We start from the raw sequence: 14656 nt of genomic DNA, 5'->3' as shown, positions 1-14656 counted from the left end.
CTCATAGAGGAGGAATGAATGATGGCGACGATCAGATTCCATGAAACAAACGAGGTTATTGAAAACGGTGAACAGGTAAAAGGTTTTTTAGAAACACAAGGGGTTATTTATGAGCAATGGGACATTTCTAAATTACCTGCACATCTTGTAGAAAAATACGATCTATCAGATGCTGACAAGGAGGAAATCCTTGTAACATTCCAATCAGAGATAGCGGAAATCTCTGAAAGAAGAGGCTATAAAGCCCATGATATCATCACATTATCCGATGCAAATCCGAACTTGGATCAAATGCTTGAAAACTTTAAGCAGGAACACCATCACGAAGATGATGAAGTGCGTTTCATAGCAGGCGGAACGAGTATCTTTGCCATTGAAGGCAATGATAAACAGTGGTTTGATGTACGGCTTAATCCAGGAGATCTTATTAGTGTACCAGAATCAACAAGACATTATTTCACGCTCGCGGAAGATAGGAAAACTGTTGCTGTCCGGATTTTCGTAACAGCTGCAGGATGGGTGCCGATTTACGAAAAAGACGAAGTTCAAGCATGAATCAATGTTGAAAAGCCAGTCTACGGGATGGTTTCTATTTGTAGAAAAAAGGGAAGTCGGAATGGTCTCACCTAATCTTGATTTTTTTAAAAAACATTAATCCCTTTGTGTTTTTTCTATTTTATAGGAAAGAAATCTCGCAAGATTGAAGAAACTTGCTACACTCCTGCCAAATAACTGGCTAGCCGAGAACCCACAGGCGCTTGCGCCGAGGAGGCTCGGGGGACAGTCGGCGGAAAGGGAGAGGATTTCTGAAATCGACTGGATGTTTTTAAATAAAAAACTGCAGTCGAACTCGCTTTTCTTCGAAAATGTCTAGTCTAAAACCAGCTTACGGGCTGGTTTTTTTATGTGAATCCGGCAAGTGCTTTAGTAAGCTAGTTATGATAAAATTTAACGGAATCGAATTTAACCGGATTATAGGAGCAGATAAGAATGAAAACGACCGAAGTGTACATATTGGGCGGCTTTCTCGGCAGCGGGAAAACGACGCTTCTTCGAAATATTTTAAAACAGGAAAGTGAAGCGGGCAGAAAAGTGGCAGTGCTTTTAAATGAGCTCGGCAGTGTATCGGTTGACAGCGGACTCATTGGTGATGGAGTGCCTCTGAAGGAGTTGTTTGACGGGTGCATTTGCTGCACAATTCAAGATAAACTGGAGGTTCAGCTTCATGAGTTACTAACCGAAAATGAACTGGATGCGGTTTATATTGAAACGACGGGTGCAGCTCATCCAGTTGAAGTATTGGATGGCATAATGTCGCCGATTTTCGCCAAAAAGCTGGAGTATAAAGGGATCATCACGGTCGTCGATTTATTAAGGTGGCGCGATCGGGAGAAACTGTCTCCGCAGCTTCGACAGTTGCTTGCAGAGCAAATCCATCATGCCGATTTCATTTTATTGAATAAAGCGGATATGGTAAGTGAGATGGAGGCCGCACAGCTAATATATACGATACAGGCGCTGAATACGGATGCTGTATGTTTATTGACGGAGTATGCAGCCGTTTCATTGGCATCATTGCAGCAAATGCAAAGAAAAAGGCATAATGGACATCAAAAGCTTGATGTACATGACCATTTGCACTTAACTGCAATCGTTCATACATTTGAAGGTGCTGTGGCACAAACCGATTTTGAAGAGTGGCTTAGAGCACTGCCGGAAACGGTCTATCGAATGAAAGGATATATTTCCTTTACACATTCACAATACCCGCATTTATTCCAATACTCCTACGGAATGCCGATGTATATGAATGAAATGATGAAAATGCCATTGAATATCGTCATGATCGGGGAAAAGTTGGATAAGGAAATGTTGATCGGTCAGTTGAAAGCTTTGGAAGCGAAAGCGGCCCGATAAACGTTTACCGCCCATTAAAGAAGGGAAACGTGAAAAGAAGACTTTCTTATTAAGGAGGCGGTATCAGTGCCATGGAATAAGAACGATTACCCAAATTCGATGAAGAATCTAGATAAAGATGTCAGGGAAAAGGCTATAGAAATCGCGAATGCTTTATTGGATGAAGGATATGAGGATGGAAAAGCCATTCCAATTGCCATAGACCGGGCTAAGATGTCAGTAGGAAATGATTAAGAAAATGGTCAGACCCACATAGGGGTCTGACCATTTTTATTGTTGCATTCCAAAGGCGGCAAATGTCTTTTCGTCTTCTATCAATCCGCAGGCAGCGCACTGAACCCGAACTTCAGGACCATTATATGCTAGATGGAATGGCAGAAGGGAGTCGTTCGAATATTGTTCAACAATCTCACCGGATTGGGGATCCTTTTTAATGGGTGTTGCTACTTGCTGAATGAGATTGAAGCGAGATTTATTTGTCCGGCAATTCGGACAGCGGTATACTTGAGACATTGTACTCACTCCTTTTTTGGATTTTAAAAAGCATGATATCTTATTATTAAGATAGTCTTTACAAACTTGAACATTAATATGTATAAATTAGTAATGGATGGAAGGGATACTATGAAAGAAAATGTCAGGCAAGAAGAATTACTGGTGGCTTATTTAAGCATATGGAACAATCGTAAGGTGAACGATGGAGGGGGAAGGGAAGTGTTGCCGGAACTCATCAGACGAGAGCTTTTGGATGAAAATGCGCATCCCCGCGCCCGAAAACCAGTATTGGAGAAATTTTACCTTTCTATTAAACGCGTGATGGAATCTTCGCTTTCGGAAGAAATGAAAAATGAGATTGTAATGGCCTATATCACTGAATTGGAAAGATTATGATTTTTTGAGTGTGTACGGATGCTTGTTAGCAAATATTCTTTTATGCTTCATACTTTTTTCACAAATCATTGTTAAAATTTTTAAAAAATAGATATTTAATGAATAAGGAGCTTAAAATTATGAAGTGGGGCGGGCTTTTTCTTGCCATCGTACTGCTTACGGGGTGTAATAGCGGTAATGCATTTACTAAAATCAATAAAAGTCAATCTTTCCTGGCAACTGTCAATATCAAGGATACCTCACTGACTTTCATAGACGAAAACTATCATGCTTTTGCAAAATGGGATATTTCAGAACCATTTACCGGAGCCCTGCTCCTGGCAGACAAAGATACTATCCTGATTTATGGAAAAGAGATGGAGAAAGTCCAAGTGTACTCTTTATCTGCAGGAAAACTGATAAACAGTTGGGAAATTGGAAAAGGTATCGTCAATATGCAGTTGTTACGTGATGGAAAAAGCATCGTGGCGGTCAATCAATCGAATCACTCCATTTATTTTTTAAATGCTGATGGGGAGGAACAGGATATTGTCAAGGTTGGTAAAAGCCCCTTGACCGTTCTTCAAGGAGAGCAAGCGAATCGATTGTATGTTATTAATTTTGGTGATACCAAATGTTCAGTGATAAATCTTGAAACGAAAAAGGTCGATTTCGAATTTCCCGTACATAGTGCCAGCACAGGCACATTATTAAGGGAAGAAAAGGATGAAATATGGATTGGAGGACACGGTGATGGGGATCAAGTGGAAGAAGATCTTTATATTTATTCGGCAAAAACGGGAGAGTTGAAGAAAAAGCTTAAGGCCCCAACCATGCCGATAAAGTTCCTGGAAAATGAGGAAGGGATATTTGTCCTTAGTCATGGGACTAGCTCCTTATATAAATTGAATGATCAATATGAGGAAGTCAAAAGCAAAGTGGTCGGCGTCAACCCCTTTGAAATGGCGAACTTTAATGAAGATGTGGTCGTAGCGGGATATGATAGTGATGAAGTGTATGTAATGGATGCTGAAACAGTCGATGTTAAAAAAACAATCAAAGTCGGCGAAGGTCCATTCCAATTGATGTTGAGGAGTAGATGACATGCATGTTTACACCATTTTAGTCGTGGATGATGAAGAAGATATGCGTAATCTAGTTGAAATGTATTTGCTGAACTCAGGTTATCGATGCCTTCAAGCTGCGAATGGAAAAGAAGCTATAAGTATGGTTGAAACAGAGGAAGTGGATTTAATCCTATTGGATATCATGATGCCAGGTATGGACGGTTTCTCCGTTTGTGAAGAAATTCGTGAAATTGGGGAGATCCCTGTGATATTCGTCAGTGCGAAAGGTGAAGAATGGGATAAGGTGAAAGGGCTGAAGCTTGGCGGCGACGATTATATCGTCAAACCTTTCAATCCAGGAGAATTGGTCGCAAGGGTCGAAGCGGTATTGCGAAGGACAGGGAAATTATCATTGAATGAAGAGAATCAAAACCATGTCCGATTCGGTAAAATTAGCTTGAACTTACAATCTAGAACGGTTTTAGTGGAAGGGAAGCCAATCAATTTAACCTTGAAAGAATTCGAATTGCTTTTATTCCTCATGCGCCATAAAAGCCAGGCACTCAGCCGTGAACAACTGCTTGAAAATGTATGGAGCGGTGAGTATGGAGGATCTTTGCGTACTGTGGATACCCATATTAAAACGTTACGAATGAAATTAAGAGCGGCCGATTACATTCAAACCGTCTGGGGAATCGGTTATAAGATAGAGGAAAAGAAATGATCTATGAATGGCGAACCCTTTCTTTTAAATTATGGCTCACCATTATCTCCTCCATCATCCTATCCGTGCTGTTCGCTTACTCCCTTTCTCAATATTATTATAAGAATCTATATGTGGAGAAGCTTAAAACGGATTTAGTCAATGAAGCATCATTGCTAGGGGCGGATTATTCCGGCGGTGAAATCAGCGAGGACTTTAAGCAAAAAGTTGAATGGTTTAACAGTAAGAACGACAGCGAAGTCTTTGTCGTCAATAATCCCAGGGAATTGAGTGCTTGTCTGCCTTTTGAAATCAATTACGATACCCTTATTTCTGAAGAAGAACGGCAAATGCTTTTAGATGGGAAAGCCGTAGAAAAAGAAGGATATGAGAAAAGGTTTGAAAAGAACATCGTAGCGGCCATCATACCTCTGATTGACGAAAATCGCCTCGAAGGTATCATCTATACATATATTCCTGTAGATTCCATTACGGTCTTATTTAAGGAATTTGCTGCAAAATGGTTGGCGGCGGTTCTATTATTTTTGATTGTCGCGATTTTGTTTACTACTAAATGGTTGAAAAAGCTAGTCAGTCCGATTAAGGAAATCGAGACTGCGGCCCATCGTGTCTCAGAGGGGGATTATGACATACAGGTCGAGGTAAGGAGTCATGATGAGATAGGTAAACTGGCAATAGCCTTTAATGATATGGCCAATTCCATTCATTTGGAAGAAGAAAGAAAAAAAGAATTTCTAGAAAATGTTGCACATGAGCTCAGAACCCCGCTTAGTTACGTAAAGGGATATACGCAGGCCATATTGGATGGTGTCGTGAAAAATGATGAAGAGCAACGGAAATACCTTCACCTCATTTCAAGGGAGGCTCTTAGGCTGCAGCGGCTTGTGGGAGATCTTATGGACTTATCAAAAATGGAAAGTGCTCCATTCTTGTTAAATAAAACCCCGATTGCCTATGCGCAATTCATTGAAGACGTACTTGTGAAATATGAACCGATAATAAAGGAAAAACAATTGGACCTGAAGCTAGACCTGGATCCAGACCCGATTATTTTTGGGGATGAAGGAAGGATGGAACAGATTCTACATAACATTTTTGATAATGCCATTCAGTATACGGATTCCGGAGGGGCGATTCATATTACCCTAATTCAGCATAAAGATGATTGCGAACTGCTGGTAACTGACACGGGCAACGGGATTCCGGAAGCGGATCTGCCGTATATCATGAATCGTTTTTACCGTGTGAACAAAGCACGCAGCCGTTTTGATGGCGGTTCAGGGCTTGGACTGTCCATTGTCAAAAAATTGGTGGAATTACAAAATGGTAAAATTGAAATAGAAAGCAAGGAAAAAAGGGGAACAACAGTCAGGGTCATCCTGCCGAATATAAAAGAAGAATGGAATTAATAAAAAGGGGATACGTTCAAAAATGAAAAAAATCATGTTATTTTGCATGGCGTTAATTTTTTTGGCTGGATGCGGCAAGAAAGAGGAGATTCCAAAAATGTTAAATGTCGATTTAGCTGTCGATCCAACTCAGGGTAAAGTGAATGAGCCTGTGAAATTTCAGGCAAAAGTAACATATGGGGACGAAGTCGTGACAGATGCGGATGATGTCAGTTTTGAAATTTGGCTTGCGAATAGCGATGACCATGACAAGATAGCAGTAAAACATAAAGGGAACGGTATATATGAACTGGAAAAGGCTTTTGATGAAGAAGGTACCTATTATGTATATGCCCACGTAACGGCAAGGGACATGCACAACATGCCAAAGAAAGAATTCGTCATAGGCAAACCAAGCACTCCCGAACAAAATGGCGGAAAAAAAGAAATGGACGAGATGAATGATGAAGAACTGAAATGATGAATGTACCATCAAAATCAAAACAATTCGGGCTTAAATCCGGATTGTTTTTTTATTTGGAAAACGGTTCAAGACGATAGGGGGAAAATGAGGAAATGTCGAAGTGAAACCGAAAAATTTGTAACATAAAAGTAAAGAAAGTCATAATAATTCGGTTAGTAACGATATGTCAACTAAAAGTTATTAGTATTCCATGGAAATGGTTCTATGTAACTACCATTGACAAATAATTACTGGAAAAATATGAGTATTAATACTATTGGCAGAAACATAGATAGTTAAAGGATTTCTGCTTGTTTTCTCTGAAACTTGGATTATAAGTATATTTTCATTCGCATCCTGTGAATTTGATGGAAATTGATGGTGCCTTTATTACAAAAAGTGCATGTTATGATAATTCCAGAAGCAAAGCACAACAAAAAATGAACATCACAGGAGGAAATACGAATGAAAAAGAAAATGATTATGTCAGCAGCAGCGGCTGCAGCTATTATATTCACAGGAGTAGGAGCTAACCAAGCTGAAGCAGCCAACTGTGATACAGTGAAACAAGTAACTTATAAAACTACGAATAAAGAGGATATGCAAAAAGTCCTTAACCAATACCTAGCTAAATACAATATCACTATTCCTGCAGCGCAGGCACAACAAAAACCAGTTCAACAACCAGTTCAAAAACCAGTTCAACAACCAGTTCAACAACCAGCTCAACAAGAAGTTGGAACAACGAACCAATCAAAACCAGCAGCAAAACCTGCAGCACCAGAAGTAACACCTGATAAATCAACTGATAAAAAACCAGAGACAAGCTCTGAATTAAGTGCTTTTGAACAAGAAGTTGTTAAATTAACGAATGCAGAACGTGAAAAACAAGGTTTGGCAGCTCTTAAAATCGACAATGAGTTGAGCAAAGTTGCACGTATCAAGTCTCAAGACATGAAAGATAAAAACTATTTTGACCACAATAGCCCGACTTACGGCTCACCTTTCGATATGATGAAACAATTCGGAATCAGCTATAAAACAGCTGGCGAAAACATCGCACAAGGTCAACAAACACCAGAAGAAGTGGTACAAGCTTGGATGAATAGCCAAGGACACCGTGAAAACATCATGAACCCTAGCTTTACTCATATTGGAGTAGGTTACGTAGAATCTGGTAACTACTGGACTCAACAATTCATCGGAAAATAATAGATTAATAGAAAAGTGCATCCCATTAACATGGGGTGCGCTTTTTTTTTGCGAGAATGGTTCCATTCCATGGGAAAAAATCAATTGTACCATTTATTAGCTCTCTATAATGTACCCAAATCTAAAAAAATTGAACCAAGAAATAACTGGAACCGCACCTTAACATCAGTGAGGTCCCGTGAAGCCACTTAAATTTCCGATACATCGATTTCTGAATACTGTGTATTGAAACTTTTTTGAAGCCGTATTTCCAATGTTGATTCTTTATATTGGGCTGATGCTCCTTTTTTCTTTACAGGTGCGGGGAGTGTTATGACATGACGATCTGACTCTTCGGGAATCCCCTCGATGATGGATTGGTTAGATGTATGGTATAGTTTCATTTTCTTTAGCCAAGATTCATCTTGTATTGGAATTCTTACGAAGACATATAAGTGGGTTTCAAATACTTCGGCATGTAAAGGATGTTCAGATCTGGCATTTACTTTTTGTGAGCCGCCATCATTTTGGTTCATCATACCTTGCATATTGTCAGGGATCACTTGTGAAAATACCTTTTCAATGAACGATTGAACATCACTTTGCTGCATATTTTTCATGAATTCCTTTTGGTTAGGGTTATTCTTAAAAGAAAAAAGTGAATTCCAGGGAAACATATTGAATTCCTCTCTCCTGTTTATGGTCTGACAGGTTTATTTGTTATATTTTATGCAGCTAAAGCCCAGAGGTTCTTTTTTATAATTACTAAATTATAGAAAATGGAATAAACTTATGTATAATTAAGTAAAATCCATTAGATAAAGAGGGTAAGCCTGTGGATGAAAAAGTAGCTTTTATTACTGGTGGAGCAACGGGTATCGGCAAAAGGATGGCATTTTCACTCGCGGATAATGGAATGTCCATTATCATTACTTATCGAAAAAGTAAAAAGGCAGCTTTAGCATTAGTGGATGAATTACAGGAAATGTACCATGTTAAGGCAATTGCGATTCAAGGTGACTCGTCAAGTGAGGAAGACTGCCGGAATATATTGCAAAAGATTTCGGAGACATTTGGCCATGTTGATATCTTCATTCATAACGCAGGGCCATATATGCATGATCGTAAACCGATGACTGAATATGGCGGCGATGAATGGAAGTACATCATGGACGGGAATTTAAATGGTTTTTTCTATTTTGCGAAGGAACTTATTCCCCAAATGCGCAGCAGAAACTGGGGCAGAGTCATTACCTTAGGGTTTGAACGGTGTGAAACTGCACCAGGTTGGATTTATCGTTCTGCTTTTGCCGCTGCAAAGAGCGGCTTGACCTCCTTGACAAGAACCTTGGCTGCGGAAGAAGCTACTCATGGAATCACCGTGAATATGGTTTGTCCTGGTGATATCATAGGGGATTGGAAAGAGAAGGAAATAAGGATCGCGAGAGCAGAAAAGGATGATACGGTTCCAGTCGGCAGACCGGGGACGGGGGAAGATATAGCGAGGGTCATCACGTTCCTTTGTGATGAAAAATCGGATTTCATTACCGGGAGCATCATACCGGTAACAGGCGGTAAGGATGTTCTTGGGAAAATATATAAAGCCTAGTGATTTAGAATTTGAATTCAGAATGAAAAAAAGTGAGGCCGGTGTAACCCAGCCCCACTTTTTTTATGCTATTTTTTTATATTTTACTTGCTGAATGAACCGTAAGCGAGCAGCCAAGCCTATAGCCCCAAGAGCCAAGCCGGAAATTAGGCCGATCCAATACCCAAAGGCTCCCATATCCGTAAACTTTGCAAAAAAATAGCCAATTGGTAGCCCGAGAATCCAGTAGGAGACCAGTGACATGGCAAATGTAACATTTACATCTTTATATCCACGCAAAATGCCCTGAATAGGTGCCTGCAGGGCGTCCGATATCTGAAAGAAGATGGCATATATTAAAAAATGTGATGTCAGCATCATTACTTCGTGATCTTTAGTGTATAAAAAGGCCACAGGTTCACGGAAGAGGAAGAGGATGGTCGACAAAACGAGTGACATCGTCAAGGCCAGCGAAATGCCAATCCAGCTATACTCTTTGGCATCTTTATAACGGGCTGCCCCGATTTCAAATCCAATGACGATCGTCAATGCCATGGAAATACTTAGCGGTATCATATAAAGCAGTGACGCAAAATTCATGGCAATCTGGTGTGACGCAATCGTAACGGTATCATACTTACTCATCAAAAGGGTGACAGCCGAAAAAATGCTTGTTTCAAAGAAAATAGCGAGCCCGATGGGTACCCCAATCAATAATAAGGCCTTCCATTCTTTCCATGAAACCCGGAAAAATTCAGTGAAAACCTGATATGTCGAAAATGGGTTTATTTTTATCACGACCAGTATGGCCACCAGGGCAATTAACCAATAGGTAATGGCAGTGGCGTACCCGGAACCGACACCGCCAAGTTCAGGGAATCCAAACTTCCCGTATATTAACAAGTAATTAAAAAGGACGTTTACCGGGAGCGCACATAAGGTAATGATCATGGAAATCCTGGTTTGCCCCAGAGCATCGATGAAAGCCCTCAACGCATTATAAATGAATAAAGGAATAATACCGAGTGAAAGGGCGATCAAATAATCATGAGCCACCATGTGGACACTATCTTCAAGGTCCATGGCATTCAATACGGGGTTCAAAGAAAATGCTCCAATGATTAAAATGATCAAGGCTAAAGCCACAGCTAAATAAATGGCCTGCATCACGGAATAAGAAACGGATTTGGACTGCCTGGAACCGACCAGCTGTGAAACCACCGGTGTTAAGGCAATCAATATCCCACTCAGCCCCGTGTACACGGGTGTCCATAGCGAACTGCCGATGGAGACGCCAGCAACGTCCTGGGTGCTGTATTGCCCCGACATCATCACATCAAAAAAAGTCATGGCATACATGCTGATTTGGGTGATCAGGATAGGTATCAATATATAAAATAACAGGCGGATCTTTTGTGATTTAGTATAAGTCTGATTCATCAAAGTACCTCAATATCAATATTTGGAATTTTCAACACAATGAAAGAATTATATCACATAAGCATGTGATATTTTAAGAATTTTTATTTGATGCAAAAAAGACTTGCCGTTTAGGGCAAGTCTCAGTTTGTAGATAAATCCGATATTTAATTAAGATTGCCTACATTTTTTTAGGCAGTATAAAATATGAACGTTGATTTCCACTACAGGCACTCGCTTTCCGCAGGCGTTCCCGCAGGAGTCTCGAACACCCGCTCCAATCAACTTTGTTTAAAAATTCAGATGGAACCCCTTTTGTCAGTCACGCATGGATTCAAAATCATTCATGGCTTCCGTATCTGAGTCTTTTTGAAGAATGAATGCCTGTGAAGGAATGGCAATTTGTACTCCTTCCTGTTCCAATATCTCCATTATTTTAAAGTTCACATCTTCTTTGATTGATAAATATCCTCCAAAGTCCGTGGCTTTCGTGAAGAAATATAGGTAAAGGTTGAAACCGGAATGACTGAACTCATCAAATTTAACCAAAATCGTTTCCGGATGTACTTCAGGATGATCAATAAGCATTCTTTCAATGTCTTTAATGACATTTTCCAATTTTTCTTTTGGTGTTGTGACATTAACACCCAAATGGAAGGCGATCTGTCTTTTTCCCATCTTGGACCAGTTGATGATCGGTTCATTCGAAAGGGTCGCATTTGGGACTGTAACTAAAGCTTGGGCAAAAGTCCGAACTTTAGTGCTTCGGAATGTGATGTCTTCAATGGTTCCCTCCACGCTTGGAGTTTTGACCCAATCTCCTATGGTAAAAGGTTTTTCGGTAACGATGACGATACCCCCGAAGAAATTGCTGACGGTATCTTTAGCGGCAAGTGCGAAAGCCAATCCACCCAAACCAAGCCCAGCAACAAATCCATCGACATTGAATCCCCATTCTTCCGCGATGATGGAGGCACCAAAAGCAATGATGATTATGTTAGTGATTTTCGTAAAGAACGGCATGACGATTTGATCGACTTCAAGTCCGAATTTACTTACTAATTTCGGAAATAAAATGGTTAAGATCGAACTGATGTTGAAAATCGTCCAAAAGAATAAGAAGACAAAAAACGATCTGTATATTTTCGATCTGAGTTCAATCGAAGGTGAGTCGATTGGAAAGTAGTGCAGTGAAATGATAACCCCAATCAAAACGATAAGCCATCTTACTGGCTGTTCTATTGCGAGCATTAAGTTGGCGGCAAATTCAACTTTACGTTTTTCTGCAATCCGTAGAAAGAACTTGAATATATATGTAGTAAATACTTTCCGAAGCAAAAGGAAGATTAGGAAAATGCCTATGGAAATTCCTAATTTGGTCCAGGCTTCGATTCCATCAAATTGATTGAGTGATTCAGAAACTTCTTGCAATGTATTACTCCTCCATTGTATCTTGTAGTATTGTAGAATACTAAGATTATAATATATTCATGCTGAAAAAGGAAAAATAATCGATGATTACATACATCATGGGGGATTTCGGTTCACTGAATACTTTTTCAAGTTATTAATGGCAAGGATATATGGTAATATGGATGCAAAGTGATTTTTTAAGTTTGGAAGGTGGAAATATTGACTAAGAAAATAGTATTTACCGGAGGCGGTTCTGCCGGTCATGTATCTGTTAATGCAGCAATCATCCCGGAATTTTTAAAGCATGATTGGGATGTTACTTATATTGGTTCAAAAAAAGGCATTGAAAAAAATATCATCGAAACGGAATTTCCCGAGGTCCGTTATGAAACGATTTCCGTTGGGAAATTCCGGCGTTACCTATCTGTTGAAAATATGAAAGATCCTTTCCGGGTCATAAAAGGGATTTTTGATGCACGAAAAATATTAAAAAAGACCAAGCCTGATTTCATTTTTTCTAAAGGTGGTTTCGTTTCGGTTCCAGTCGTTTTGGCAGGCAGGATGCTTAGGATTCCGATTGCCATACATGAATCGGATTATACGCCTGGTCTGGCTAATAAGATCGCGATGCCACTTGCATCGAAAATTTTCACTACCTTCCAAGAAACGGAAAAAGAACTTCCGAAAGAGAAGGCCATGTATCTTGGCGCTGTATTACGCGATGGCATATTTACGGGAAACGCTTCTGCTGGTAAAGCATTTTGTGGATTCACGAAAAACAAACCGGTGTTACTCGTTATGGGCGGAAGCCTTGGGGCCGTTAAAATCAATAATTTAATTACAGATAACCTTGATGCCTTATTAAAGGATTATCAGATTATACACATTTGCGGGAAGGGAAATGTGAAAACCGAATTGAAACAAAGGGGATATGCTCCTTTTGAATTCGTGCACGAAGAATTATTCGATCTTTTGGCGGCTGCCGATGTCGTTGTGTCAAGGGCTGGTTCAAATTCTATCTTTGAATTCCTTGGTTTGCAAAAGCCGATGCTGCTTATCCCTCTAAGTGCCAATGCATCCCGGGGAGATCAAATCCTGAATGCGTCAAGTTTTGAAAAACAGGGTTTTTGTAAAGTCCTCCAAGAAGAAGAGCTGAATGATCGGGTTTTTAATGCTACATTAGCGGATTTATTGAAAAAATCGGATGAATATCAAGAGAAGATGCGTCAAAAACGCCCATTCAAAACGGCAGCTGAAATGTATGAATTACTGCTTAAAGTAATGGCTGCAAAAAAATAAGTATCATTCCCCTCTGTGCAGCATATCTTTTTCGAACAGAGGAGGGGGTAGAATGGCTTATGAGTATTCCAAAGGATGGTTCATTCAGCAGCTAAAAGCCGCAGGGATTAGCTATCATCCAATTGAAAAAAGAAAGCTGGAGCTTTATAAGACTTATATTCTAAGGCGTTTATACGAGGATCTGCAAAAAAAATAATCATAAAAAGAACCGCAACGCGTTGACGTTGCGGTTCTTTTTATAGGAAATTACTTATAAAAGGAAAGAAACAGGAAATGAGGATACCTGCGATAGCCATTGCCGCACCTGCGACAGCCCCGGTAAACTCACTTTCCTGGGCAGCTTGAGCCGTTCCAAGTCCATGAGCGATCGTACCATAGGCGATACCACGTGCGAAGGGCATTGTAATGTTTAGTTTATCCATCATTTTTGGAGCGATCATCGTACCCAGCACCCCTGTCAAAATGACGAAGGCAGCTGATATATTGGAATTCCCGCCATAAAGTTCCGTGATTTCAACCGCGATTGGCACTGTAATGGATTTAACCGCCAATCCTTGGAATATGAATGGTGGAAGTGAAAATGCTTTAGCGATGGCGAAGGCAATGATCAATGTGACAAGGAGACCAAAAATCATCCCGCTAATAGCCGGCATTGCATATTTAACGATTATTTTTCTGTTTTTATAAAGTGGTACGGCCAAAGCAACGGTAGCTGGTCCCAGGAAATAGGTAATGATGTCTTTTCCAGGTGAATAATCCTCGAAGTCCAAACCGCTGATCAGCAGTACGAGAATAATTGTAACCGTACTGAAAAATACAGGCGTCGTAAAAGGGGATGGGTGTTTAGCATATATTTTCCTTCCGATGAAATAGGCAAGGATGGTTATCAAGATGCTATATGTTGTGATGAACGCTGTCATGCTGTTTAACCTCTCCTCTATTGGATAGCTTCTGAACGGTCCATGCTGAAACGATGAATCCAAATATCAGGCTTATACCTAAGGTAAGTGCCAAAGGCAAACCGAATTCAATGAAAAGCCATCCCATGGTCATTAAGCTGATTGAAATGGGAATGAAGAAAAAGGCTAGGTGCTTTACCAAAAATCCTGATGTAAGTTCAATCCATTCGACTTTTATGACCTTCGTCTGTAATAAACCGAATAACAGAATCATGCCGATGACGTTGCCTGGTATAGGTAAGTGAAGTAAATTGGCTAAATAATAGCCAAGCTTGCAAATGAAGAGCAGGAAGATAAGCTGCACGATAAAAGCAAATATTTTTTTCATGATTAAGTCCTTTCAATGACGCTTTGAATA

General features: G+C 40.0%; 18 protein-coding genes. 12 read left to right on the top strand and 6 right to left on the bottom strand.

The genetic code is table 11. The annotated features are described in order from the left end of the window. Positions 1 to 21: 21 nt before the first annotated feature. The 3 genes from ACJ9PY_RS14970 (at position 22) to ACJ9PY_RS14960 (ending at position 2151) form a co-directional block, all read left to right on the top strand. The gene (locus ACJ9PY_RS14970) at positions 22 to 555 is read left to right on the top strand and encodes a cupin domain-containing protein (protein WP_057277348.1); all 534 of its coding nucleotides are present in this window, start codon (positions 22 to 24) and stop codon (positions 553 to 555) included. 435 nt (positions 556 to 990) lie between these two features. After that, on the top strand, positions 991 to 1917 hold the full coding sequence (locus ACJ9PY_RS14965) for a CobW family GTP-binding protein (protein ID WP_411738460.1): 927 nt from the start codon (positions 991 to 993) through the stop codon (positions 1915 to 1917). A 66-nt stretch (positions 1918 to 1983) separates the two neighbouring features. Then, positions 1984 to 2151 carry a hypothetical protein gene (locus ACJ9PY_RS14960; RefSeq protein WP_153246173.1) on the top strand — a complete coding sequence of 56 codons (168 nt, stop codon included), beginning with the start codon at positions 1984 to 1986 and terminating at the stop codon, positions 2149 to 2151. Between the two features lie 36 nt (positions 2152 to 2187). Here the strand turns inward: ACJ9PY_RS14960 and ACJ9PY_RS14955 are convergent, their stop codons facing one another. Then, on the bottom strand, positions 2188 to 2430 hold the full coding sequence (locus ACJ9PY_RS14955) for a hypothetical protein (protein WP_034307479.1): 243 nt from the start codon (positions 2428 to 2430) through the stop codon (positions 2188 to 2190). Between the two features lie 111 nt (positions 2431 to 2541). Here ACJ9PY_RS14955 and ACJ9PY_RS14950 point away from each other — a divergent pair, with 111 nt between their 5' ends. The 6 genes from ACJ9PY_RS14950 to ACJ9PY_RS14925 all read left to right on the top strand — a co-directional run bounded on the left by ACJ9PY_RS14950 (position 2542) and on the right by ACJ9PY_RS14925 (position 7641). Then, positions 2542 to 2808 carry a hypothetical protein gene (locus tag ACJ9PY_RS14950; RefSeq protein WP_106027689.1) on the top strand — a complete coding sequence of 89 codons (267 nt, stop codon included), beginning with the start codon at positions 2542 to 2544 and terminating at the stop codon, positions 2806 to 2808. Positions 2809 to 2927: 119 nt separating this feature from the next. After that, positions 2928 to 3890 carry a WD40 repeat domain-containing protein gene (locus ACJ9PY_RS14945; RefSeq protein WP_411738459.1) on the top strand — a complete coding sequence of 321 codons (963 nt, stop codon included), beginning with the start codon at positions 2928 to 2930 and terminating at the stop codon, positions 3888 to 3890. 1 nt (position 3891) lies between these two features. Further along, positions 3892 to 4578: a response regulator transcription factor gene (locus ACJ9PY_RS14940; protein ID WP_034307471.1), complete on the top strand. Its 687-nt coding sequence runs from the start codon at positions 3892 to 3894 to the stop codon at positions 4576 to 4578. Continuing rightward, positions 4575 to 5987, top strand: a complete 1413-nt coding sequence (locus ACJ9PY_RS14935) for a sensor histidine kinase (protein WP_411738458.1) — start codon at positions 4575 to 4577, stop codon at positions 5985 to 5987. Before ACJ9PY_RS14940 ends, ACJ9PY_RS14935 begins: the two co-directional genes overlap by 4 nt. Positions 5988 to 6009: 22 nt before the next feature. Continuing rightward, positions 6010 to 6447, top strand: coding sequence for a FixH family protein (locus tag ACJ9PY_RS14930; RefSeq protein ID WP_057277352.1), 438 nt, complete (start codon positions 6010 to 6012; stop codon positions 6445 to 6447). A gap of 447 nt (positions 6448 to 6894) precedes the next feature. Then, positions 6895 to 7641, top strand: a complete 747-nt coding sequence (locus tag ACJ9PY_RS14925; protein ID WP_411738457.1) for a CAP domain-containing protein — start codon at positions 6895 to 6897, stop codon at positions 7639 to 7641. 188 nt (positions 7642 to 7829) lie between these two features. Here the strand turns inward: ACJ9PY_RS14925 and ACJ9PY_RS14920 are convergent, their stop codons facing one another. After that, positions 7830 to 8297 (bottom strand): hypothetical protein, encoded by a 468-nt coding sequence (locus ACJ9PY_RS14920; protein ID WP_034307462.1) that lies wholly within the window; start codon positions 8295 to 8297, stop codon positions 7830 to 7832. A 158-nt stretch (positions 8298 to 8455) separates the two neighbouring features. Here ACJ9PY_RS14920 and ACJ9PY_RS14915 point away from each other — a divergent pair, with 158 nt between their 5' ends. Then, on the top strand, positions 8456 to 9229 hold the full coding sequence (locus ACJ9PY_RS14915) for an SDR family oxidoreductase (RefSeq protein WP_082609320.1): 774 nt from the start codon (positions 8456 to 8458) through the stop codon (positions 9227 to 9229). Between the two features lie 63 nt (positions 9230 to 9292). Here the strand turns inward: ACJ9PY_RS14915 and ACJ9PY_RS14910 are convergent, their stop codons facing one another. Beyond that, positions 9293 to 10648 carry an MATE family efflux transporter gene (locus ACJ9PY_RS14910; RefSeq protein ID WP_063575898.1) on the bottom strand — a complete coding sequence of 452 codons (1356 nt, stop codon included), beginning with the start codon at positions 10646 to 10648 and terminating at the stop codon, positions 9293 to 9295. Between the two features lie 297 nt (positions 10649 to 10945). Continuing rightward, positions 10946 to 12058, bottom strand: a complete 1113-nt coding sequence (locus ACJ9PY_RS14905) for a mechanosensitive ion channel family protein (protein ID WP_194719478.1) — start codon at positions 12056 to 12058, stop codon at positions 10946 to 10948. A gap of 192 nt (positions 12059 to 12250) precedes the next feature. Here ACJ9PY_RS14905 and ACJ9PY_RS14900 point away from each other — a divergent pair, with 192 nt between their 5' ends. Both ACJ9PY_RS14900 and ACJ9PY_RS14895 read left to right on the top strand, forming a co-directional pair. After that, a complete protein-coding gene (locus tag ACJ9PY_RS14900) occupies positions 12251 to 13339 on the top strand; it encodes an undecaprenyldiphospho-muramoylpentapeptide beta-N-acetylglucosaminyltransferase (protein WP_306804678.1) in 1089 nt (362 codons plus the stop codon). A gap of 52 nt (positions 13340 to 13391) precedes the next feature. Then, positions 13392 to 13535 carry a DUF2639 domain-containing protein gene (locus tag ACJ9PY_RS14895; RefSeq protein WP_082609322.1) on the top strand — a complete coding sequence of 48 codons (144 nt, stop codon included), beginning with the start codon at positions 13392 to 13394 and terminating at the stop codon, positions 13533 to 13535. 40 nt (positions 13536 to 13575) lie between these two features. Here ACJ9PY_RS14895 and ACJ9PY_RS14890 read toward each other — a convergent pair whose 3' ends face one another. Both ACJ9PY_RS14890 and ACJ9PY_RS14885 read right to left on the bottom strand, forming a co-directional pair. Continuing rightward, on the bottom strand, positions 13576 to 14259 hold the full coding sequence (locus ACJ9PY_RS14890) for an LrgB family protein (RefSeq protein ID WP_063575899.1): 684 nt from the start codon (positions 14257 to 14259) through the stop codon (positions 13576 to 13578). Continuing rightward, positions 14234 to 14626, bottom strand: a complete 393-nt coding sequence (locus ACJ9PY_RS14885) for a CidA/LrgA family protein (RefSeq protein WP_411738456.1) — start codon at positions 14624 to 14626, stop codon at positions 14234 to 14236. The genes ACJ9PY_RS14890 and ACJ9PY_RS14885 overlap by 26 nt, the downstream gene beginning before the upstream one ends. Positions 14627 to 14656 lie beyond the last annotated feature (30 nt).

It is taken from the genome of Peribacillus sp. S4 (assembly GCF_046715815.1).
GTDB classification, from domain to species: Bacteria; Bacillota; Bacilli; order Bacillales; family DSM-1321; genus Peribacillus; species Peribacillus frigoritolerans.
This window is presented reverse-complemented; position numbering and strand designations above follow the sequence as displayed.

Coding starts and splice junctions, on each gene's coding strand:
- ACJ9PY_RS14970 (WP_057277348.1), top strand. CDS start 22: ATGGCGACGATCAGATTCCATGAAACAAACGAGGTTATTGAAAACGGT.
- ACJ9PY_RS14965 (WP_411738460.1), top strand. CDS start 991: ATGAAAACGACCGAAGTGTACATATTGGGCGGCTTTCTCGGCAGCGGG.
- ACJ9PY_RS14955 (WP_034307479.1), bottom strand. CDS start 2,430: ATGTCTCAAGTATACCGCTGTCCGAATTGCCGGACAAATAAATCTCGC.
- ACJ9PY_RS14950 (WP_106027689.1), top strand. CDS start 2,542: ATGAAAGAAAATGTCAGGCAAGAAGAATTACTGGTGGCTTATTTAAGC.
- ACJ9PY_RS14945 (WP_411738459.1), top strand. CDS start 2,928: ATGAAGTGGGGCGGGCTTTTTCTTGCCATCGTACTGCTTACGGGGTGT.
- ACJ9PY_RS14940 (WP_034307471.1), top strand. CDS start 3,892: ATGCATGTTTACACCATTTTAGTCGTGGATGATGAAGAAGATATGCGT.
- ACJ9PY_RS14935 (WP_411738458.1), top strand. CDS start 4,575: ATGATCTATGAATGGCGAACCCTTTCTTTTAAATTATGGCTCACCATT.
- ACJ9PY_RS14930 (WP_057277352.1), top strand. CDS start 6,010: ATGAAAAAAATCATGTTATTTTGCATGGCGTTAATTTTTTTGGCTGGA.
- ACJ9PY_RS14925 (WP_411738457.1), top strand. CDS start 6,895: ATGAAAAAGAAAATGATTATGTCAGCAGCAGCGGCTGCAGCTATTATA.
- ACJ9PY_RS14920 (WP_034307462.1), bottom strand. CDS start 8,297: ATGTTTCCCTGGAATTCACTTTTTTCTTTTAAGAATAACCCTAACCAA.
- ACJ9PY_RS14910 (WP_063575898.1), bottom strand. CDS start 10,648: ATGAATCAGACTTATACTAAATCACAAAAGATCCGCCTGTTATTTTAT.
- ACJ9PY_RS14895 (WP_082609322.1), top strand. CDS start 13,392: ATGGCTTATGAGTATTCCAAAGGATGGTTCATTCAGCAGCTAAAAGCC.
- ACJ9PY_RS14890 (WP_063575899.1), bottom strand. CDS start 14,259: ATGACAGCGTTCATCACAACATATAGCATCTTGATAACCATCCTTGCC.
- ACJ9PY_RS14885 (WP_411738456.1), bottom strand. CDS start 14,626: ATGAAAAAAATATTTGCTTTTATCGTGCAGCTTATCTTCCTGCTCTTC.